This is a genomic window from Streptomyces sp. NPDC039465 (assembly GCF_055639315.1).
Genome location: NZ_JBVKAP010000011.1, coordinates 163,676 through 183,124, shown reverse-complemented (window position 1 = coordinate 183,124; position 19,449 = coordinate 163,676). Strand labels below are relative to the sequence as shown.

Here is a 19,449-nt window from a genome sequence, read left to right as displayed (position 1 = left end):
GAGTACCGATCACCCGCAGCCTGCGGATCAGCTGATCTCGTTCCCGCCCTTGTCGAGCGTGAGCTGGCGGTGGTGGAAGTCGAAGTGGTTCGATCTGATCAACTACGCAGGCCCGTGGACAAGGTGTCGTGTCTCGACCGCCGAGAACGGATACGCCGCCCGGATCCGCCCCGCTTCGTCGAGGGTCGGGAAGTCCCCGGGGTCCAGTTCTACGAGCACGTCAGCGGCAGTCCTGCCCGCATGAGCGGCCTCGGTCTCCTCGCGAACCTGGACGAGCTCCACCTCGACGAGCTGGCCGGCGAGCGCGGCAGTGACCCGATCCCGTACGACGGGGACGTACGGCAAGCCCGGCCCAGCACGGCGAGCAGCGGTCCCGCGCAGCGCACCGCGCAGGCGGCCACCGTGAGCGGCCGACGCCCAGGACGGGCTTGCCGGAGGAGGACTGGGCGGTCACGAGGCGGCTCCGAAAAGGTCAGTCAGCAAGGATCCGGCGGCCTCCGGGGCGCGCACAGTCAGTGCCAGCGAGGCGGGGGTCAGGTGCAGGGTGAAGTCGAAGAAGGCGCAGCAGCCCTGCTCGGCCGTCGCCAGCGCAGCGAGCTCGGCGGCCAGCTCCGGGCTGCTGGGGAAGGTCAGGCGTACCCCGTCCCGAATCTCCTCGCGCCCGGTGGCCCGGCTGACCAGGGCCTGCCACTGTGCGGTGCGCTCCCCGACCTCGTCGCCGCCCAGGGTGCAGGCCACAGGCGCCTCCCGCCACGGCTCCGGGGCATCGGCGGAATCCGGGACCGGCGGGCGGGTGGGTGACGGCTCCACGAGTACGGGGCCCGGCGCCCGGCTCTCGCCGGTGCAGCCGCAGTCCGGACCGCAGGCGCCCGCCGGGGCCGGACCGGCCAGCTTTTCGTGGACTGCGGCCAGGTGGGCGGAGAACGCCGCCAGCTCGCCCGAGCGCCGGTCGGCGTCCGCGATCCGGTCGGCGACCAGCGGCACCATCCGGGCCCGCACCTTCGCGCACACCCCCTCGTCGCGCACGTCGAGGAGGTCGCGGATCTCCTCCAGTGCCAGACCCATCAGCTTGGCGGAGGAGATGAAGGCCAGGCGCTCCGCCGACTCCTCGTCGTAGACGCGGTAGCCGGACGCGGTGCGCTCGGCGGGCAGCAGTCCTGCCGTCTCGTAGAACCGCAGCGTGGACGGGCGAACGCCGGAGCGTTCGGCCAGCTGGGATATCCGCAGGGTGCTCATACACCGAACGTAAACCTTCAAGTCGACTTGAAGGTCAAGTCCGCAGCAGCTCCGCAATCTCACGCGCCGCGTCCCGGGCGGGACGTCCGACGCCGATGAGGGTGGCCGACGCCGGGCCGGTCCAGTCGCCGTAACCCAGCAGGTGCAGGCGCGGCTCGTCCACCGAGCGGGTGCCGACCGTGGCGATGTGGCCGCGGATCCCCCGCAGGCGGAGGGAGGCGAAGTGTGCGAGGGCGGGGCGGAAACCGGTGCACCAGATGATCGCGTCGGTCGGCGTGCTCGTGCCATCGGCCCAGGCGACGCCGTCCTCCGTGAGGTGGGTGAACATCGGCTTCGTGGTCAGGAGTCCGGCGTCGCGGGCTTCGCGGACCGGGGGTACGGCGACGATGTCGCCGAGGGAGGCGACGCCGCCGGTGTCGGTGCGGCCTTCGTCGAGGGCGCGGCGGCGCGCGGTCGCGTGGTCGAAGAGGGCGCGGCCGTCGATGTCGTCGGCGAGGTAGCGGGGCGGGCGCTGGGTGACCCAGGTCAGGTCTGCCGCGTCCGCGAGGTCGGCCGCGATCTGGGCGCCGGAATTGCCTCCGCCGACCACGATCACGCGCTGTCCGGCGAAGTCTCCGGGGCTGCGGTACTGGACGGTGTGGAGCTGGCGGCCTTGGAACTCGCGTCGTCCGGGGACGGCGGGAAGGAACGGGCGTGTCCACGTGCCGGTCGCGCTGATGACCGCGCGGGCCTGCCAGTCGCCGCAGTCGGTCTCGACGCGCAGGAATGCGCCGTCGCGGTGGACCGCCTCCACCCACACACCGCGTTCGACCGGTAGCTCGTACCACTTCTCGTAGTCGGCGAGGTACGAGACCACGTGCTGCGCGTCGGGGTAGACCTCCCCGGGCTGGGGCGGCATGAGGCGGCCGGGCAGGGAGGAGTAGGCGGCCGGTGAGAAGAGGCGCAGCGAGCCCCAGGTGTGCTGCCAGGCCCCGCCGGACGCCTCCTGGGCGTCGAGGATGGCGAACTCGATGCCCAGGCGGCGCAGGTGGTATCCGGCGGCGAGCCCGGACTGGCCGCCGCCGATCACGACCACATCCGTGCGTCGTGTCATGCGGCGGGCTGTCCGCTGTCCGTCGTGCCGCGCATGAAGATGATCGCGACCAGGGCCAGGCCCACCACCATGCCGATCAGCTGCATGCCGATGAATCCGGCGACCGAGGCCGGGGCGATGCCCGCGAAGGTGTCGGTGAAGGCGCGGCCGATCGTGACGGCCGGGTTGGCGAACGAGGTCGACGAGGTGAACCAGTACGCGGCGCCGATGTACGAGGCGACGGCGACCGGGGCGAAGCGGAGGCGGTCGGTGCGCTCCAGGCCGAAGATCAGCAGGATCAGGCCGGCGGTGGCGACGACTTCGCCGAGGAGGAGGTTCCCGGCGGAACGGTCGTGGGTGGACCACCTCACGAGGGGCTCGCCGAACATCGCGTCCGCCAGGATCGCGCCCGCGATCGCGCCGGCGACCTGCGAGGGCACGTACACGGCCAGCTCGCGGGGGTCGACGCCGCCGCCTCCTCGCCGGGCGGTCCACCACTCGGCCAGGGTGACGGCCGGGTTGAAGTGGGCGCCGGACACCGGGCCGAGGAGGGCGATCAGGACGCCGAGGCCGAAGACGGTGGCGGTGGAGTTGGCCAGCAGCTGAAGGGCCACGTCGTCGGTGAGCCGCGTGGCCTGGATGCCGGAGCCGACCACGATCGCCACCAGGGCGGCGGTGCCGACGAGCTCGGCGGCGGCGCGGGCGATCAGCGGGGTACGGGGCGGGGTGGCGCCGGGCGCGGGCCGCGGCGCCGCGTCGGCGGCTATGGCGTCGGTCGCGGCGGGCTCGGTGGCGGTCAAGGCGGGGTCTCCTCGGGCGGGGTGAGGCAGGGCGTACAGGCCGCGCGGGCAGGGCGTACAGGCCGCGCGGGCAGGGCGTACAGGCCGCGCGGGCTAGGGGCAGGACCGCTTGAGGTTCGCCTCGGCGGTGGCGCGCGCGGTCCGGGCGAGGTCGGCGAACTGACCGGCGAGCGATTCGACGACGTCCGGGCGCAGGCGGTAGTAGGTGAACCGTCCACAGGGCTCCGTGTCCACGACCCCGGCCTCGCGCAGCACCTTCAGGTGGTTGGAGAGGTTGGTCTGCTTGGCGCCCGTCTCCTCCACGAGGTGGGTGGTGCAGAGCGTCTCGCGCGCGAGCAGGGTCACGATGTGGAGCCTGAGCGGGTCGGCCAGCACCCGCATCAGATCAGTGTCGACTGACGTCATCATGGGCTGATACTGTCACATCAGCTGGGGCTGACACCAGCCTGAGCTGACCTTACTGGCTCCTTTGAACGGGATCGCCATGCCCACGCCCTCCTCGCCCCTCCTGCCGGACGAACGCCTGGCGGCCGGGGCCGCCCGTCTCGCCTCCCAGTACGCCGGTCGCTTCGCGCCCGAAACCGTGCTCGGCGACGAGGTGGAACCGCACATCATGCAGGCCCTCGCCGAGGCGGGCGTGGACCTGGCCGACGTCGCCGACCCGGACGGCGCACCGATTGCCGTCGTGCGCGACATTCGCGACGCCATCGACGCCCACATCAGCGAGCTACTCTCCCAGCTCGCCCCCTGACGCCCCACGCACACCCACTGCAGTCGCCTCACCCCAAGGAAGAACAGATGTCCTCCGCTTCTGCCGCCTCCGTCCTGTTCGTCTGCATCCACAACGCGGGCCGCTCCCAGATGGCGGCCGGGTTCCTGCGCCACCTCGCCGGTGACCGCGTCGAGGTGCGCTCCGCCGGCTCCATGCCCGGTGAGCAGATCAACCCCTCCGCCGTCGCCGCCATGGCGGAGCTGGGCATCGACATCTCCGACCAGAAGCCGAAGGTCCTCACTCCCGAGGCCGCGCAGGCGTCCGACTACATCATCACCATGGGCTGCGGCGACGCCTGCCCGTACTTCCCCGGCAAGACCTACCTCGACTGGCAGTTGGAGGACCCGGCCGGCCAGGGCGTCGAGGCCGTACGCCCCATCCGCGACGAGATCAAGGGCCTCATCGAGGGCCTGATCGCGGAGATCGACGCCAAGCCGAAGGCGTGACCGCCGTGACCGAAGCGCCCCGACGACAAGATCTCCTCCCCGGTGTCTCCGCCGCAGGTGACGTCGTCGACCACACCTACCGCCAGGCCATCCCTGCCGCCGGCACGGGCTGCCGGGCAGCGCTCGACGCGGAGCGCTACCTCGCCGCCCTCGCCGACGCGCGGTAACCACCACCACACACGAGAGGAGGCCGCATCGTGGCCCTCAAGAGCGTGACCGACGCATCCTTCATCGAGGACGTCCTCCAGAGCGACAAGCCGGTACTCGTCGACTTCTGGGCGGCATGGTGCGGCCCCTGCCGTCAGCTGACCCCGTCGCTGGAGGCCATCGCCGCCGAACACGGCGAGAAGATCGAAATCGTCAAGCTGAACATCGACGAGAATCCGGAGACGGCCGCCGCGTACGGCGTCATGTCCATCCCGACGATGAACGTGTTCGTCGGCGGCAGGGTCGCCAAGACCATCGTGGGCGCCAAGCCCAAGGCCGTCCTCCAGCGTGAGCTCGGCGCCTTCCTGGCAGGCTGACGCGACTCCCTCGATGCCCCCTGCGCCGGGTCCGACCGCAGGAGTTGGTGGTCATGTCCAGGCCGTACGCCTTGCGCCGCCGGCACCGACCCGCCGGGGGTGGCGAAGCTACGAGATCGTCTCGCGCCGCCCGAGCGGCCGATGGGATGAGCCGTAGACGCCCGGCCTCCACCACCCGGCGCCGAGAGCCCCCTGTCGTCACCGCCGCAGTTTGAACGACATGTGCGCGGACAGCGATCGCAGGAAGTCCGGCGCGTCGAAGGCCGCGCCGGCGGAGGCGACACCGGTCGTGCGGGTCCGGTCCGTGAGGATGCGATGGACCGCCTCCACCGCCAGCGGTGCGCTGACGGCGTAGATGTCCCGGCCGCTCGCCACCGCGCGCCGCTCCTCGCCGCCCGCGCGGACGACGGCGTCCACGAGGAAGGTCTGCGCGGACCGTCCGTGGTCGTCGACCGCGGTCGGTGCCGGGGTGTCCGGGGCCGCGAGGTCTCCGGCCGCCTCGACCGTCATGTACGTGCGCACCTCCGGGACGGCGAGGTGGCTGGGGACGGTGACGACGTCGGCCATGGTGAACTCGCCGATCACCTCCCGGGCTCCCATCGGCTCGGGGAAGGGCCACTTCAGGGTCGGCAGGGCGTCGTCGTGGTACTCCAGCCGCCCCTCGCGGTGGCGGACGCGGCGGCCCTCCCTGCGGCGCCCGGAAACCGCGCCGGCGACGCGGGTCCCGGCCGTGGGGTGCCAACTGTCCAAGCCGTAGGCGATGTGCGCCTCGTCGGCCGCCGTCCAGTCGCCCATCGCCGCCGAGACCAGCAGATCGCCGAGGCCGCCGAAGAAGGCCATCGCGGGGACCACGAGGGTGCCCGCGGCGCGGGCGCGGTCGGCGAAGTGCGCGAACGTGTCGGCGTTGGCCTCGATCTCGGCCGCCACGTCCACGTACGGGATCCCGGCGCGCAGCGCCGCCTCGATCACCGGCGCCGCCGTCGTGGCGAACGGCCCGGCGCAGTTGATCACGGCGGCCGCGCCGGCCAGCGCCCGGTCGAGCGAGGCCGGGTCGTCGACCGTGGCCGGCCGTGCCTCAAGCCCCGGGTGGGCCGCCGCCAGCGCCCCCAGCTTGTCGGCGTCGCGTCCGGAGAGCAGCGGGACGAACCCCCGGCTCAGCAACTCCGCCACCACGAAGCGCCCGGTGTGCCCGTAGGCACCGAACACCGCCACCGCCTGACCCGATTCCATGTCTTCTCCCGTGCCCGTACTCGAACGTTCAACGCTGAACATCCTGGCGGTGGTGGCCGACCCGACGTGAGTGTCCGGAACGACGTGGCCCGTACACTTTCGGACATGGGCACTGTCGCACTGGCCGTCACCGACGGAATGCTGCACTTAGAACTCTCCGTGGCATACGAGGTGTTCAGCGACCCGCTGTACCGCCTCACCATGTGCGGGCCCGACCCGGTGCGCGTCGGCCGGTTCCGGCTGGAGCCCGACCGGGGGCTCGACCAACTCCCGTACGCCGACACGGTCATCGTCCCCGGCTGGGCCGACGTCGACGTGGACCCGCCCACCGACCTGGTCGACGCGGTGCGCGCCGCCCACGAGGCCGGAGCGCGGGTGGCCTCCCTGTGCACCGGCGCGTTCGTGCTGGCCGCCGCCGGTCTGCTGGACGGCCGGCGCGCGACCACCCACTGGGCGCACACCGACGCCCTGGCCGCCCGCCACCCCCTGGTGGAGGTCGATCCGGACGTGCTCTACGTGGACAACGGCAGCGTCCTCACCTCCGCCGGCAAGGCCGCCGCGATGGACCTGTGCCTCCATCTGGTCCGCCTCGACCACGGCTCGGCGGTCGCCAACACGGTCGCCCGCCGCCTGGTCGTACCCCCGCACCGGGCCGGCGGGCAGGCCCAGTTCGTCACCGCCCCGGTGCCCGCCCAGGACGACCACCCGCTCGCCGAGCTGCTCCCTTGGGCGATCGAACGGCTCGACCGTTCGCTGACCGTGGAGGACATGGCCCGCCGGGCCAACATGAGCTCGCGCAACCTGGGCCGCCACTTCCGGTCGGCGACCGGCACCACCCCGCTGCAATGGCTGCTGACCCAGCGGATCCGGCGCGCCCAGGAGCTGCTTGAGACCACCGGCGACAGCGTCGACGCCATCGCGGCGGCCACCGGCATGGGCACCGCCACGACGCTGCGCCGGCACTTCAACCGCACCATCGGCGTGCCCCCGGACACCTACCGCCGCACCTTCCGGAAAATGCGGTGACCGCCGGTCCCGGCCCGCGCTAACGTCGCGCCACGCCCTACGAGGGCGACGACGACCGAGCCAAGGAGCAGCCTCATGCGCATCCCCGCCAAGCCCCTCCCCGAGGAAGGAACCACCATCCACGAAGAGGACCTGAGGCTTGATGAGCTCAACGCTCGTACCGCACACCCTGAACCTGGGCATCCTCGCGCACATTGACGCGGGAAAGACCAGCCTGACCGAACGGCTGCTGTACGCCGCCGGAGTCATCGACGGCATCGGCAGCGTCGACGCCGGCACCACCCGCACCGATTCCCTGGCCCTGGAACGACAGCGCGGCATCACCATCAAATCCGCCGTCGTCTCCTTCCCGCTCGACTCGGTGACGGTCAATCTGATCGACACCCCCGGCCACCCCGACTTCATCGCCGAGGTGGAGCGCGTCCTTGGCGTGCTCGACGGCGCGGTGCTCGTCGTCTCCGCCGTCGAGGGCGTGCAGGCCCAGACCCGTGTGCTGCTGCGGACCCTGCGCCGGCTGCGCATTCCGACGCTGATCTTCGTCAACAAGATCGACCGCCGGGGCGCCGACCGGGAGGCCACTCTCCAGGGCATCCGTGACAAGCTCACCGACGCCGTCGTCCCGATGGGGGCCACCGCCGGCCTCGGTACGAGCGCGGCGCGCGTCGTCCCGTACGAAGAGGGCGACACGTCGTTCACCGCCGCGCTGCTCGACCGGCTGAGCGCGCACGACGACACCTTCCTCGCGGCCTGTCTGGACGACCCCGACCGCATCACCCACGCCGCGCTGCGCGCGGAGCTCGCCCGCCAGACGGCACACGTCCGGACGCATCCCGTCTTCTTCGGCTCCGCGATCACCGGTGCCGGCGTGGACGCGCTGACGGCCGGAATCCAGGAACTGCTGCCCCCGTCCCCGGGCGACGGCGACGGCCCCGCCCACGGCACCGTCTTCAAGATCGAACGCGGAGCCGCCGGGGAGAAGATCGCGTACGTACGGATGCTCTCCGGGACCGTACGGACCCGGGACGCCGTGGAGTTCGGCGCCGGCGGACCGGAACGGCCGGAAGGTCCGGCCGCCGAGGGCAGGATCACCGGCATCCAGGTCTTCGACCGGGGCGGCGCGCCCGAGCGGGCCTCGGTGTCCGCCGGGCAGATCGGCCGGGTCCGGGGCCTGGACGGCATCCGCGTTTCGGACACGCTCACCCTCCCCGGCACCGCGCCCCAACGCGCCGGCGCACAAGGGCACTTCGCGCCGCCGACCCTGGAGACCGTGATCGTGCCCGACCGCGCCGGCCAGCGGGGTGCCCTGCACACCGCACTCACCCAACTCGCCGAGCAGGACCCGCTGATCGGCCTGCGCCACGACGACACACGGCAGGAGACCCACCTCTCGCTCTACGGCGAGGTGCAGAAGGAAGTCATCCAGGCGACCCTCGCCGACGAGTACGGCATCGGCGTCACCTTCCGGGGGACCACGACGCTCTGCGTCGAGCGGCCGGTCGGCACGGGCACGGCGTACGAGGCGATCAAACAGGACGGCAATCCGTTCCTCGCCACCGTCGGGCTGCGCGTCGAACCCGCCCCGCCCGGCAGCGGCGTACGGTTCCAGGTGGGCATCGAACTCGGCTCGCTGCCACCCGCGTTCCTCAAGGCGATCCAGGAGACCGTCGACGTCACGCTCCAGCAGGGCGTGTACGGCTGGCGGATCCCCGACTGCGCGGTCACCCTGACGCACTCGGGCTATCTGGCCCGCCAGAGCCACGCGCACGCCACCTTCGACAAGACCATGTCGAGCACTGCGGGGGACTTCCGCCATCTGACCCCCCTCGTGCTGATGAGCGCCCTGCGCGACGCGGGAACGCGGGTCCACGAGCCGGTCCACCGCTTCCGGCTGGAACTCCCCGAGGACACCCTCGACGCGGTCCTGCCCGTGCTGGCGCGGCTACGGGCCCTGCCCGGCGCGACCGCGCAGCGCGGCCGGAACCTGGTCCTGGAAGGAGACATCCCGGCGGCCCGCGTCCACGAACTCCAGCAGCGGCTGCCCTCGCTCACCCAGGGAGAAGGAGTCCTGGAAAGCGCCTTCGCCCACTACCGGCCGGTCACCGGCGAGACGCCGCGCCGGCCCCGTACGGACCACAACCCGCTGAACCGGAAGGAGTACCTCCTGCACGTCCTGCGCCGGGTGTGACACCGACGCGCACTGCCCGCCAGGTTGACGGCGCCGAGCCGCCGGGGGCCCAATGAAGGCATGGCTCCCGGCGCGAGAGACACCGACCCCGGACTCTTCGGCCCGACGTCCGTCACCTGGCAGCTCCACGGCGATCCCGTCATGTGGATCGCCGGGGTGCGCGCCCTCTACCTCCAGGCCCTGCACCCCCGGGCCGTCCGCGGCGTCATGATCAACAGCGATTTCGCCCGGGACCCCTGGGGCAGGTTGCTGCGCACCGCGAACTTCGTCGGCACACTCAGCTACGGCACCACCCGGGCCGCCGAGGCCGCCGGAGCCCGGGTCCGCAGGATCCACCGGCTGCTCGGCGTCGACGACCCCGAGCTGCTGCTGTGGGTGCACTGCGCCGAGGTCGACTCCTACCTCACCGTCGTGCGCCGCTCCGGCATCCCGCTCACCGACGCCCAGGCCGACCGCTACGTCGACGAACACCGCGAAAGCGCCCGGCTCGTCGGCCTCGACCCCGCGCACGTCCCCGCGACGACCGCCACACTCGCCGCCTACTTCGAACGGATCCGGCCCGAACTCGCCGCCGGCGAGGACGCCCGGACCGTCGACGCCTTTCTGCGCCGGCCCCCCGTCCATGCCTTGCTCGTCCCGGCGCGCGAACTGATCTGGCGGCGCGTGGCCGCACTCGCCTACGACTCCCTGCCCCCTTACGCCCATCAGCTCTACGGGCGTCCCGCCCCGTCCCCACAGGCCGTCGACTTCCGCCTCACCGCGGCAGGCAACGCGCTGCGCTGCGTTCCCGCACGTCTCCGCTGGCAACTGCCGCCCAAACACATCCTGACGGCCATGGCACGACTCGGCCCCGACACCCGTCCCGCACCGTACAAACTCCGCAGACAGGCGGCCATACTGGACGGGCCGGGGAGGGCGCAGCGAATCGACGGGGGCGACAGCACGCGATGGGGGACAGCAGGCTGATCCAGGGCCGGTACCGGCTGCTCGAACAGATCGGGCGCGGGGGCATGGGCGAGGTGTGGAGCGCCACCGACGAATCCCTCGGCCGCCGCGTCGCGGTCAAATGCCTCAAACCGCTGGGACCGCAGCAGGACAAGCACTTCATCCGGGTCCTGCGCGAGCGCTTCCGCCGCGAGGCGCGCGTCGCGGCCTCCCTCCAGCACCGCGGAGTCACCGTCGTGCATGACTTCGGGGAGGACGACGGTGTCCTCTTCCTCGTGATGGAGCTGCTCGACGGACGCAACCTCAGCCAGCTCCTGGAGGAGAACCGGCAGCATCCGCTGCCCGTCGACGACGTCGTCGACATCGCCGAACAGGTCGCCGACGCCCTCGCCTACACCCACCGCCAGGGGATCGTGCACCGCGACCTCAAACCGGCCAACATCATGCGCCTCGCCGACGGCGCCGTGAAGATCTGCGACTTCGGGATCGCCCGCCTCGGCGCCGACATCGGCTTCACCTCCCGCCTCACCGGCACCGGTATCGCCATGGGCACCCCGCACTACATGAGCCCCGAGCAGATCAGCGGCGGCCACGTCGACCACCGCAGCGATCTGTACTCGCTGGGCTGTGTGCTCTACGAGATCGCCACCGGCGCCCCGCCGTTCGACCTCGACGACGCCTGGGCCGTCCTCGTCGGCCACCGCGACACCCCGCCCGCGCCGCTGCGCACCCACCGCTCCGAACTGCCCCCCGCCTTCGAGCGGATCGTCCTCGACCTGCTCGCCAAGACACCCGAGGGCCGCCCGGACGACGCGGCCGACCTGCGGCGCCGGATCGTGTCCGCCCGTACCGGCCCGGTCGCTCTCACCCGGCCCGTACGGTCCGGCCCTCCACCCACCCGCCCGGCGCGGCTGCCGTCCTGGACCCGGGGCATGACCACGGGTCACAAGGCGGCCGGCGCCGCCGTGCTCCGTACGACACCGCACGACCCGTCGGCCGGACTGACGGGGGAGTGGACCTCTCCCGCCCCGATCGGCCCCATCGTGCCCGGTGTCCCCACCGATCTCTGCGTCCCCGTCGGGCCCGCCGCGGGCCTCTCCCGCCCCGCGCAACAGCCCCCCGCCGGACCCGCCGGATCCGGAGGCCACGGGCGGCCGACGCCTTCGCCGGAACAGGTCGCCGTCCTGCGCAGCCGCCACGACGCCGGACTCAGCCTCGGCCGGCTCGGCCGCTGGGCCGAGGCCGGCGAGGTGCACCGCGCCGTCGCCGCCGAACGGGCCGAGCTGCTCGGCCCGGACCACCCCGACACCCTCGCCAGCCGCTACGAGCTCGGTTTCACCCTCGGCCGCACCGGCCGCGCCACCGACGCCCTGCGCGAATTCGACGCAGTCGCCGAGGGCCGCGCCCGCGCCCTTGGACCCGACCACCCCGACACCCTCGCCGCCCGCCAGGAGATGGCGTACGTCCTGGGCCAGCTCGGCCGCCATGTCGAGGCCCACCAGGTCTACGCGGCGGTGCTGGCCTCCCGGGAGCGCACCACGGGCCCCGACCACCCCGACACCCTGCGCTGCCGCCACAACCTCGCCTTCAACCTGAGCCGGCTCGGCCGTCTGGAGGAGTCGTACCGGATGGCGCACGACGTGGCCGAGGCCCGCGCCCGGCTGCTCGGCCCCGACCATCCCGACACCCTGGTCACCCGCTACGAAGTCGCCTACACCCTGGGCCAGTTGGGCCGCTGGCCGGCCGCGCTCGCCGCCTACCGCGAGGTCGCCGCCGCCCGCGCGGGCGTCCTCGGCGCCGACCACCCCGACACCCTCGCCGCCCGCTACGAGATCGGCATCAGCCTCGGCCGCCTCGGCCGCAGCGCCGAAGCCCTGGAGCTCTACCAGGACCTCGTCACCACCCGTACGCGCGTGCACGGCCCCGCCGACCCCGAGACCCTGCGCGCCCGCCACGGTCTCGGCGTCAACCTCGGCCGGCTCGCCCGCTGGGAGGAGGCGCTCGCCGAGGCCCGCGAGGTGTGCGCGCTCCGGGAACGGGTCCTCGGCCCGGACCACCCCGACACCCTGGTCAGCCGCCGGGAGGTCGCCGTCTCCCTGGGCTGGCTCGGCCGCTGGAGCGAAGCCCTCGCCGTCTACCGCGAGGTCGCGGGCGCCCGCGAACGGGTCCTGGGCGCCGACCACCCCGACACCCTCGCCAGCCGCAACGACGAGGCGCACTGCCTGGAACAGCTCGGCCACCACGCCGAGGCCGTCGAGCTCTACCGCCGGGTCGCGACCCTCCGCATGCGCACCGGCACCCGCGCCTGATCCGGCCGGGCCCGGCCCACGCCGTCCGGGCCGGGCCTGCGCCTGCGCGGACGGCCCCTGGGCGGCCGTTCACCCGGCAGGGTTCCGGCGCCGCCGCACACGTGCTACCAAGAGCCATGCCAGCACAGCGCTCGTACGACGCCGTCATCGTCGGCGGCGGCCACAACGGACTCGTCGCCGCCGCCTACCTCGCCCGCGCAGGCCGCTCCGTCCTCCTCCTCGAACGGCTCGACACCACCGGCGGCGCGGCGATCTCCACCCGCCCCTTCGCCGGGATCGACGCCCGCCTCTCCCGCTACTCGTACCTGGTGTCCCTGCTCCCCGCGAAGATCGTCAACGACCTCGACCTCGTGTTCGCCGTCCGCAAGCGCACGATCTCCTCCTACACCCCGGTCGAGCGCGACGGCCGCGCCACCGGCCTCCTCGTCGGCGGCGGCGCCGACCGCACCCGGGCGTCCTTCGCCGCGCTCACCGGCTCCGACGACGCCTACGAGAGCTGGCTGCACTTCTACGAGCGCACCCGCCGCGCCGCCGAGCGCATCTTCCCCACCCTCACCGACCCGCTCCCCACCCGCGAGGAGCTGCGCGCCCGCGTCGACGACGAGACGACCTGGCGGATGCTCTTCGAGGAACCCATCGGCGTCGCGATCGAGGAGCACTTCACCGACGACCTGGTCCGCGGCGTCGTCCTCACCGACGCCCTGATCGGCACCTTCGCCGACGCCCACGACCCCTCCCTGCTCCAGAACCGCTGCTTCCTCTACCACGTCATCGGCGGCGGTACGGGCGACTGGGACGTCCCCGTCGGCGGCATGGGCGCCCTCACCGACGCCCTCGCGGACGCGGCCCGCCGGGCCGGCGCCGAGATCGCCACCGAACACGACGTCACCCGGATCGAGACCGACGGCCGCTCCGCCGAGATCACCTACCGCTCGGCCGGCAGCAACGGAACCGTCGCCGCCCGCCACGTCCTGGTCAACGCCTCACCCCAGGCCCTCGCCGGTCTGCTCGGCGAGAGCGAGCCACAGCCCGCCGAGGGCGCCCAGCTCAAGGTCAACATGCTGCTGACCCGGCTCCCCAGGCTCCGCGACACCGCCGTCGACCCCCGCGAGGCGTTTTCCGGCACCTTCCACATCGCCGAGGGATACGGGCAGTTGGGCACCGCCCACCGGGAAGCGGCCGCCGGCCGGCTGCCGAGCACCCCGCCCAGCGAGATCTACTGCCACTCGCTCACCGACCGCTCGATCCTCAGCCCCGAACTCGCCGCCCAGGGCTACCAGACCCTCACCCTCTTCGGACTCCACACCCCCGCACGGCTGTTCACCGACGACAACGACGCGGCCCGCGCCGCCCTCCTCAAGGCCACCCTCGCCGAGCTCGACACCCACCTCGCCGAGCCGCTCGCCGACTGCCTGGCCGTGGACGCCGACGGCCGCCCCTGCATCGAGGCGAAGACCCCCCTCGACCTCGAACGCGAACTGCGGCTGCCCGGCGGCCACATCTTCCACCGCGACCTCTCCTTCCCCTACGCCGACGACTCGACCGGCCGCTGGGGGGTGGAGACCGCGCACGCCAACGTCCTGCTCTGCGGGGCGGGCGCCGTCCGGGGCGGCGGGGTCAGCGGGATCCCCGGCCACAATGCGGCGATGGCGGTGCTCGGACGTTGACCGGCGGCAGGCTCCCGCCTGCGGCGTGAAGCCCAGCTGTGGCCGCGGTTAAGAAAACCTCGATGGACCGCACCGCCGACGTAAGGAAGATTTCTGCCAGGGATCTTGGCCGGGAAACCGGCCCTCCCCCTTCCCCTCGCAGGATTCGTACGTCAGGAGCCGTTGCATTGAAGGCGCTGGTCAAGCTGAAGGCTGAGCCCGGACTCTGGCTCACGGACGTGCCGGAGCCGGCGATCGGCCCCGGAGACGTACTGATCAAGGTGCTCCGCACCGGCATCTGCGGCACGGATCTGCACATCCGCTCCTGGGACGGCTGGGCACAGAAGACCATCGCCACCCCGCTGACCGTCGGCCATGAGTTCGTCGGCGAGGTCGTCGAGGTCGGCCGTGACGTGGCCGACGTCAAGAGCGGCGACCTGGTGAGCGGTGAAGGCCACCTGGTCTGCGGAAAGTGCCGCAACTGCCTCGCCGGCCGGCGCCACCTGTGCCGCGCCACCGTCGGCCTCGGCGTCGGCCGCGACGGCGCCTTCGCCGAGTACGTGGCCCTGCCCGCGTCCAACGTGTGGGTGCACCGCGTCCCCGTCGACCTGGACATCGCCGCCGTCTTCGACCCGTTCGGCAACGCCGTGCACACCGCGCTGTCGTTCCCGCTGGTCGGTGAGGACGTCCTCATCACCGGCGCCGGACCGATCGGCATCATGGCCGCGGCCGTCGCCAAGCACGCCGGCGCCCGCAACGTCGTCATCACCGACGTCAGCGAGGCCCGCCTCGCGATCGCCCGCAAGGTCGGCGTCAGCCTTGCCCTCAACGTCGCCGAGACCACCATCGCGGACGGCCAGCGCCAGATGGGGATGCGTGAGGGCTTCGACATCGGCCTGGAGATGTCCGGCCGCCCCGAGGCCATGCGCGACATGATCGCCAACATGACCAACGGCGGCCGGATCGCCATGCTGGGCCTGCCCGCGCAGGAGTTCCCGGTCGACTGGTCCCGGATCGTCACCTCCATGATCACGATCAAGGGCATCTACGGCCGCGAGATGTTCGAGACCTGGTACGCCATGTCCGTCCTGCTGGAAGCGGGCCTCGACCTCAGCCCCGTGATCACCGGCCGCTACTCCTACCAGGAGTACGAAACCGCCTTCGACGACGCCGCGAGCGGCCAGGGCGGCAAGATCATCCTCGACTGGACCGCCTGAGCTTTCCCTCTGGAGAATCACTGATGTTCGACTCCGTACGCGACGAGCTGCGCACCACCCTCGACGAGATCCGCGCCGCCGGGCTGCACAAGCCCGAGCGCGTCATCGGAACGCCCCAGTCCGCCACCGTCGCCGTCACCGCCGGCGGCCGCCCCGGTGACGTGCTCAACTTCTGCGCCAACAACTACCTCGGCCTCGCCGACCACCCCGCCGTGATCGGCGCCGCCCACAGCGCGCTCGACCGGTGGGGCTACGGCATGGCCTCCGTCCGCTTCATCTGCGGCACCCAGGAGGTGCACAAGGAGCTGGAGCAGCGGCTCTCCGCCTTCCTCGGGCAGGAGGACACGATCCTCTACTCCTCCTGCTTCGACGCCAACGGCGGCGTCTTCGAGACCCTCCTCGGCGCCGAGGACGCCGTCATCTCCGACGCCCTCAACCACGCCTCGATCATCGACGGGATCCGCCTGTCCAAGGCCCGCCGCTTCCGCTACGCCAACCGCGACATGGCCGACCTGGAGCAGCAGCTCAAGGAGGCCACCGAGGGCGGCGCCCGCCGCACCCTGGTCGTCACCGACGGCGTGTTCTCCATGGACGGCTACGTCGCCCCGCTCGGCGAGATCTGCGACCTGGCCGAGCGCTACGGCGCGATGGTCATGGTCGACGACTCGCACGCCGTCGGCTTCGTCGGCCCCGGCGGCCGGGGCACCCCCGAGCTGCACGGCGTGATGGACCGCGTCGACATCATCACCGGCACCCTCGGCAAGGCCCTCGGCGGCGCCTCCGGCGGCTATGTCGCCGCCCGCGCCGAGATCGTCGCCCTGCTGCGCCAGCGTTCCCGCCCGTACCTCTTCTCCAACACCCTCGCCCCGGTCATCGCCGCCGCCTCGCTGAAGGTCCTCGACCTGCTGGAGTCGGCCGGTGACCTGCGCGAGCGGCTGAACGAGAACACCAAGCTCTTCCGCACCCGGATGACCGAGGAGGGCTTCGACATTCTCCCCGGCGACCACGCCATCGCGCCGGTGATGATCGGCGACGCGGCGGAGGCGGCCCGCATGGCCGACCTGCTCCTGGAGCGCGGCGTGTACGTGATCGGCTTCTCGTACCCGGTCGTCCCGCAGGGCCAGGCCCGGATCCGCGTCCAGCTGTCCGCGGCGCACTCGCCCGATGACGTCAACCGCGCGGTGGACGCGTTCGTCGATGCCAGGGCCGCCCTGCGAGACTAGGGGCATGATCGAAGCGCGGCGGCTGCACATCCTCCGAGCGGTGGCCGACCACCGTACGGTCACCGCGGCTGCCGCCGCGCTCTATCTCACCCCCTCCGCGGTCAGCCAGCAGCTGGCCGCCCTGGAGCAGGAGACCGGGCACCGGCTCGTCGACCGCAGCGCCCGCGGCGCCCGGCTGACCCCGGCCGGGGAGATCCTGCTCAGCCACGCCAACGCGGTCCTGGCCCAGCTGGAGCGGGCCGAGTCCGAGCTCGCGGCCTACGGCTCCGGTGAGGCCGGCACGGTCACCGTGGCGGCCTTCGCCACCGGCATCGGCCTGGTCGTGGCGCCCGCCATCACCGAGCTCGCCCGCTCCTCGCCCGGCATCCGGGTCCGGGTACGGGACGCCGAGGGCGACGCGAGCCTCCTCATGGTCCTGGACCGGCAGGTCGACGTGGCGGTCGCCGTCGAGTACCGCGGCGCGCCCGGCGAGGACGACGCGCGGCTGACCAGGCTGGCGCTGTACGCCGAGCCGTTCGACGCGGTTCTGCCGGTCGGCCACCCCCTCGCCGGCGACGAGCAGATCGCGCTCGGGGCCCTCGCCAAGGACCCGTGGATCGGCCCCTACCCCGGCAACCCCTGCCATGACGTGGTCGTCCTGGCCTGCGAGTACGCCGGGTTCGAACCCCGTCTCGAGCATTCGTCCGACGACTTCCGGGCCGTGGTCTCGCTGGCCTCCGCCGCCGCGGGCGTCGCCCTCGTGCCGCGCTCGGCGCTGCGCGGCATGGACCTCACCGATGTGGTGATCCGTCCCGTCGACGGAGTGGCCCCCACCCGCCGCGTCTTCGCGGCGGTCCGCCGCGGCGCGGAGGAGCACCCCCTGATCCGGCCCGTCCTGAAGGCGCTGGAGACGGCGGCGGCCCCCAGCGTCTGACGAGGCGGACCGGCCTCAGTCCGCCGAGGGGGTCCAGCCCTGGGCCTCGATCCGGGCCGCGTCGGACGGCCGGGTCTCGTCGAAGAGGGTGCGGCGCCCGCTGCGGACCCGCAGCTCGTCGACGTACACCCCGCGTCCCACGTACAGCTGGTCGGTGGTGTACCGCCAGCGCAGCCGGAACGGCGCCGTGCGCCAGGCCGTCAGATCGGCCGCCAGGTCGTGCGGGCGGCGGCCCGACCAGCCGGTCGCCGATCCCTTCGGGTGGGCTTGAGGCTCCTCGCCCGGCCGGACGGTGGTGAACGGCACCGGCTGCCATGTGGCGCCCGCGTCGCTCGATGCCTCCAGGTGGACGGCGTCCGAGCCGGGCTCGGTGTCCCACCACAGGGAACAGTCGAGCCGCAGCGGGCCTGCGCCGGGGGTCAGCTCGGGCAGGGTGAGCGTGGCGGTGGTGCTGCCTGCCATTCCGGAGAACCAGGCGGTACGTCCCCGCCGGGGGCGCACCGGCACCGCGCGGGCGAGATGGGTGGCGGCGGCCACCCGGGGCGCCGAGCCGGAGCGCCAGCCGCGTACGGGATGGACGGAGTTGCCGAGCAGGATCAGGAAGGTGTCGGTGCTCGGGTCGAGCACCAGACTGGTGCCGGTGAAGCCGGTGTGCCCGGCGCTGCTCGGAGTGGCCATCGCGCCCATGTACCAGTGCTGGTAGAGCTCGAAACCGAGCCCGTGCTCGTCGCCGGGGAACGCGGTGTTGAAGTCGGTGAACAGCAGCGCGACCGAGTCGCGGCGCAGGATGCGGGCCTGGCCGTACGCACCGCCGTTCAGGAGCGTACGGGCGAGGACCGCCAGGTCCCAGGCGCAGGAGAAGACGCCGGCATGGCCCGCGACCCCGCCCAGGCTGTACGCGTTCTCGTCGTGGACCTCGCCCCACACCAGCCCCCGCTCCAGGCCCGACCACGGCAGCCGGGCATCCTCGGTGGCGGCGATCTTGGGCCGCCAGGAGGGCGGGGGATTGAAACGCGTGCGGCGCATCCTGAGCGGAGCGGTGATCTCGTCGCGGAGCAGTGCATCCAGAGGGTGACCGGTGATCTCCTCCAGGATCAGCTGAAGAGTGATCAGATTGAGGTCGGAGTAGAGATACCGGGAGCCGGGCGGGCTCACCGGCATCTCGTTCCACAGCAGCCGCAGCTTCCCCTCCCGCGTGGGCTCCTTGTAGAGCGGCAGCCAGGCCCGCAGGCCCGAGGTGTGGGTGAGCAGCTGGCGTACCGTCACCTCCTGCTTGCCGCCGCCCCCGAACTCCGGCAGGTACGCGGTGACCTTGCCCTCCAGCTCCAGCGCGCCCCGCTCGATCTGCTGCACGGCCAGGATCGCGGTGAACAGCTTCGATACCGACGCCAGGTCGAAGACCGTGTCCTCGGCCATCGGGATCTGCCGCTCCACCGGCAGCTCGACGCCGGTGTCGGTCGTCTCGTCGTAGGCCGCGTACCGTAGCGCCTGCCCGATCGGCCGGTGCAGTGCCACCGTGGAGCCCCGGCCCGCGAGCAGGACCGCGCCCGCGTACCACGGGTGCTTGGGGGAGGGGCCGAGATACCGCTCGGCGTCGGCGACCAGCCGATCCAGATGCTCCGGCAGCAGTCCGGCGCGTTCGGCCGAGCCGCGCCGCAGCACAGGCGTACCCCCGGCCGCGTCGCCGCGGTCGTCCGCGGCCCAGGCCGCCGCCGGTGGCATCGGACCGATCACCAAGGAACCTCCCAGGGCCAGGACCCCGCCGCCCAGTCGTCGCCTGCTGATGGCCTCGCCCGTCGTTCCCGGCGTGGAGCCCTCTGCCATCGTGCCTCCCGGTCCCAGCCCAGCTGAAAGATTCCTTCGGTCACGTCCGCAACAGAGGAAACTTTCATACCGAGGTGACCT

Annotated in this window: 18 protein-coding genes and 1 pseudogene; 12 read left to right on the top strand and 7 right to left on the bottom strand. The window is 72.6% G+C overall.

The genetic code is table 11. The features are described 5' to 3' along the window. Positions 1–102: 102 nt before the first annotated feature. The 5 genes from ACZ7LT_RS29870 to ACZ7LT_RS29850 form a co-directional block, all read right to left on the bottom strand. Positions 103–345 carry a hypothetical protein gene (locus ACZ7LT_RS29870; RefSeq protein WP_471239234.1) on the bottom strand — a complete coding sequence of 81 codons (243 nt, stop codon included), beginning with the start codon at positions 343–345 and terminating at the stop codon, positions 103–105. 105 nt (positions 346–450) lie between these two features. After that, a complete protein-coding gene (locus ACZ7LT_RS29865) occupies positions 451–1,236 on the bottom strand; it encodes a MerR family transcriptional regulator (RefSeq protein WP_471239233.1) in 786 nt (261 codons plus the stop codon). A gap of 34 nt (positions 1,237–1,270) precedes the next feature. After that, a complete protein-coding gene (locus tag ACZ7LT_RS29860) occupies positions 1,271–2,329 on the bottom strand; it encodes an ArsO family NAD(P)H-dependent flavin-containing monooxygenase (protein WP_471239232.1) in 1,059 nt (352 codons plus the stop codon). Next, entirely contained in the window at positions 2,326–3,108 is a 783-nt protein-coding gene (locus ACZ7LT_RS29855; RefSeq protein WP_471239231.1) for an aquaporin, read from the bottom strand. Before ACZ7LT_RS29855 ends, ACZ7LT_RS29860 begins: the two co-directional genes overlap by 4 nt. A gap of 93 nt (positions 3,109–3,201) precedes the next feature. Then, entirely contained in the window at positions 3,202–3,516 is a 315-nt protein-coding gene (locus ACZ7LT_RS29850; protein ID WP_471239230.1) for an ArsR/SmtB family transcription factor, read from the bottom strand. A gap of 76 nt (positions 3,517–3,592) precedes the next feature. Here ACZ7LT_RS29850 and ACZ7LT_RS29845 point away from each other — a divergent pair, with 76 nt between their 5' ends. The 4 genes and pseudogenes from ACZ7LT_RS29845 to trxA all read left to right on the top strand — a co-directional run bounded on the left by ACZ7LT_RS29845 (position 3,593) and on the right by trxA (position 4,850). Continuing rightward, complete coding sequence (locus ACZ7LT_RS29845; RefSeq protein WP_471239229.1) at positions 3,593–3,859, top strand: hypothetical protein; 267 nt, start codon at positions 3,593–3,595, stop codon at positions 3,857–3,859. A gap of 47 nt (positions 3,860–3,906) precedes the next feature. Further along, entirely contained in the window at positions 3,907–4,326 is a 420-nt protein-coding gene (locus ACZ7LT_RS29840) for an arsenate reductase ArsC (protein ID WP_471239228.1), read from the top strand. A 32-nt stretch (positions 4,327–4,358) separates the two neighbouring features. Beyond that, positions 4,359–4,493 (top strand): annotated as a pseudogene (locus ACZ7LT_RS29835) (thioredoxin-disulfide reductase); the annotation flags it as partial. A 30-nt stretch (positions 4,494–4,523) separates the two neighbouring features. Further along, positions 4,524–4,850, top strand: a complete 327-nt coding sequence (gene trxA, locus ACZ7LT_RS29830; protein WP_471239227.1) for a thioredoxin — start codon at positions 4,524–4,526, stop codon at positions 4,848–4,850. A gap of 198 nt (positions 4,851–5,048) precedes the next feature. Here trxA and ACZ7LT_RS29825 read toward each other — a convergent pair whose 3' ends face one another. After that, positions 5,049–6,080 carry a saccharopine dehydrogenase family protein gene (locus ACZ7LT_RS29825; RefSeq protein WP_471239226.1) on the bottom strand — a complete coding sequence of 344 codons (1,032 nt, stop codon included), beginning with the start codon at positions 6,078–6,080 and terminating at the stop codon, positions 5,049–5,051. A 105-nt stretch (positions 6,081–6,185) separates the two neighbouring features. Here ACZ7LT_RS29825 and ACZ7LT_RS29820 point away from each other — a divergent pair, with 105 nt between their 5' ends. From ACZ7LT_RS29820 to ACZ7LT_RS29785, 8 genes are all read left to right on the top strand, one after another. Continuing rightward, entirely contained in the window at positions 6,186–7,106 is a 921-nt protein-coding gene (locus ACZ7LT_RS29820; protein ID WP_471239225.1) for a helix-turn-helix domain-containing protein, read from the top strand. A 142-nt stretch (positions 7,107–7,248) separates the two neighbouring features. Then, on the top strand, positions 7,249–9,291 hold the full coding sequence (locus ACZ7LT_RS29815; RefSeq protein WP_471239224.1) for a GTP-binding protein: 2,043 nt from the start codon (positions 7,249–7,251) through the stop codon (positions 9,289–9,291). 60 nt (positions 9,292–9,351) lie between these two features. Beyond that, positions 9,352–10,257, top strand: coding sequence for an oxygenase MpaB family protein (locus ACZ7LT_RS29810; RefSeq protein WP_471239223.1), 906 nt, complete (start codon positions 9,352–9,354; stop codon positions 10,255–10,257). Then, a complete protein-coding gene (locus ACZ7LT_RS29805) occupies positions 10,239–12,545 on the top strand; it encodes a serine/threonine-protein kinase (RefSeq protein WP_471239222.1) in 2,307 nt (768 codons plus the stop codon). Before ACZ7LT_RS29810 ends, ACZ7LT_RS29805 begins: the two co-directional genes overlap by 19 nt. Positions 12,546–12,661: 116 nt before the next feature. After that, the gene (locus ACZ7LT_RS29800) at positions 12,662–14,212 is read left to right on the top strand and encodes a phytoene desaturase family protein (RefSeq protein WP_471239221.1); all 1,551 of its coding nucleotides are present in this window, start codon (positions 12,662–12,664) and stop codon (positions 14,210–14,212) included. 167 nt (positions 14,213–14,379) lie between these two features. Continuing rightward, positions 14,380–15,408: an L-threonine 3-dehydrogenase gene (gene tdh, locus ACZ7LT_RS29795; RefSeq protein ID WP_471239220.1), complete on the top strand. Its 1,029-nt coding sequence runs from the start codon at positions 14,380–14,382 to the stop codon at positions 15,406–15,408. Positions 15,409–15,431: 23 nt separating this feature from the next. Beyond that, positions 15,432–16,631 (top strand): glycine C-acetyltransferase, encoded by a 1,200-nt coding sequence (locus tag ACZ7LT_RS29790; protein WP_471239219.1) that lies wholly within the window; start codon positions 15,432–15,434, stop codon positions 16,629–16,631. A gap of 4 nt (positions 16,632–16,635) precedes the next feature. Further along, complete coding sequence (locus ACZ7LT_RS29785; protein ID WP_471239218.1) at positions 16,636–17,544, top strand: LysR family transcriptional regulator; 909 nt, start codon at positions 16,636–16,638, stop codon at positions 17,542–17,544. 15 nt (positions 17,545–17,559) lie between these two features. Here ACZ7LT_RS29785 and ACZ7LT_RS29780 read toward each other — a convergent pair whose 3' ends face one another. Beyond that, entirely contained in the window at positions 17,560–19,368 is a 1,809-nt protein-coding gene (locus ACZ7LT_RS29780; RefSeq protein WP_471239217.1) for a serine hydrolase domain-containing protein, read from the bottom strand. Between the last annotated feature and the right edge of the window lie 81 nt (positions 19,369–19,449).

What these genes read in the sequence shown, in the direction of transcription:
- ACZ7LT_RS29865 (WP_471239233.1), bottom strand. Translation starts at nt 1,236, where the DNA reads ATGAGCACCCTGCGGATATCCCAGCTGGCCGAACGCTCCGGCGTTCGC.
- ACZ7LT_RS29860 (WP_471239232.1), bottom strand. Translation starts at nt 2,329, where the DNA reads ATGACACGACGCACGGATGTGGTCGTGATCGGCGGCGGCCAGTCCGGG.
- ACZ7LT_RS29850 (WP_471239230.1), bottom strand. Translation starts at nt 3,516, where the DNA reads ATGATGACGTCAGTCGACACTGATCTGATGCGGGTGCTGGCCGACCCG.
- ACZ7LT_RS29845 (WP_471239229.1), top strand. Translation starts at nt 3,593, where the DNA reads ATGCCCACGCCCTCCTCGCCCCTCCTGCCGGACGAACGCCTGGCGGCC.
- ACZ7LT_RS29840 (WP_471239228.1), top strand. Translation starts at nt 3,907, where the DNA reads ATGTCCTCCGCTTCTGCCGCCTCCGTCCTGTTCGTCTGCATCCACAAC.
- ACZ7LT_RS29825 (WP_471239226.1), bottom strand. Translation starts at nt 6,080, where the DNA reads ATGGAATCGGGTCAGGCGGTGGCGGTGTTCGGTGCCTACGGGCACACC.
- ACZ7LT_RS29820 (WP_471239225.1), top strand. Translation starts at nt 6,186, where the DNA reads ATGGGCACTGTCGCACTGGCCGTCACCGACGGAATGCTGCACTTAGAA.
- ACZ7LT_RS29815 (WP_471239224.1), top strand. Translation starts at nt 7,249, where the DNA reads ATGAGCTCAACGCTCGTACCGCACACCCTGAACCTGGGCATCCTCGCG.
- ACZ7LT_RS29810 (WP_471239223.1), top strand. Translation starts at nt 9,352, where the DNA reads ATGGCTCCCGGCGCGAGAGACACCGACCCCGGACTCTTCGGCCCGACG.
- ACZ7LT_RS29805 (WP_471239222.1), top strand. Translation starts at nt 10,239, where the DNA reads ATGGGGGACAGCAGGCTGATCCAGGGCCGGTACCGGCTGCTCGAACAG.
- ACZ7LT_RS29800 (WP_471239221.1), top strand. Translation starts at nt 12,662, where the DNA reads ATGCCAGCACAGCGCTCGTACGACGCCGTCATCGTCGGCGGCGGCCAC.
- ACZ7LT_RS29790 (WP_471239219.1), top strand. Translation starts at nt 15,432, where the DNA reads ATGTTCGACTCCGTACGCGACGAGCTGCGCACCACCCTCGACGAGATC.
- ACZ7LT_RS29785 (WP_471239218.1), top strand. Translation starts at nt 16,636, where the DNA reads ATGATCGAAGCGCGGCGGCTGCACATCCTCCGAGCGGTGGCCGACCAC.
- ACZ7LT_RS29780 (WP_471239217.1), bottom strand. Translation starts at nt 19,368, where the DNA reads ATGGCAGAGGGCTCCACGCCGGGAACGACGGGCGAGGCCATCAGCAGG.